This window comes from Streptomyces sp. STAM6, from assembly GCF_054963715.1.
On sequence record NZ_JBUEFZ010000089.1, the window covers coordinates 1 to 715 of the forward strand.

The following is a 715-nucleotide window of genomic DNA, read 5'->3' on the forward strand; positions in this document are numbered from 1 at the left end:
ATCAAGAGCGGGTCAGTAAGACCCATTGCCGACGGCAAGGGACATGGTGTCTTTTTGCCGACCAACAAAATGGGGTCTGTTCATGCCGCGTCATCGCCGCCGACTCTCGACGGCACAACGTGGCCTGGGCCGGGTGGGCAGGCTTGCGTACACAAGACCCCGGCTCCTGCTGGGTACCGCCCTCGTGCTGCTCGGGTTCGCCGCCGTGCTCGGTGAGGGAGTGGCCACGCATCTGCGCAACGGGGGCAATGAGGACCCGGCCTCCGAGTCCTCGTACGCCGCGCGACTACTGGACCGTTCCTTTCCTCGTAGCCGACCCAATCTGGTGCTCCTGGTGAGCGTCGACGGCGGGGTCGATCAGGCCGTCGCCGAACGACCGGGGCGTGAACTGGCGGCCCGGCTCGCCGAGGAGCGAGATGTCGCGGGAGTCACCTCCTACTGGGGCACGGGCCTGACCGCCCTGCGTTCGGACGACGGGAGCTCGGCCCTGATCGTCGCTCGTCTCAAGGGGGACGAGACGGGCGTCGCGCGCGCTTTCGCCCGGATCGCGCCGCGGTACCGGGGAAACCAGGGTGTCCTTCAGGTCCGCCTCGGCGGGGCCGCGGCGATCCGCCACGAGACGCAGGCCGTGATTGCCGAGGATCTCGATCGGGCCGAGGCGATCTCCTTTCCCGTCACCTTGCTGATCCTGGTCTTCGTATTCGGCAGTGGGGCT

Annotated in this window: 1 protein-coding gene; it reads left to right on the forward strand. The window is 67.8% G+C overall.

Annotated features, from left to right (window positions below; translation table 11 throughout):
• Positions 1 to 82: 82 nt before the first annotated feature.
• The coding region (locus ACY34K_RS33850) for an MMPL family transporter (protein WP_462754105.1) at positions 83 to 715 on the forward strand (633 nt) is incomplete at its 3' end.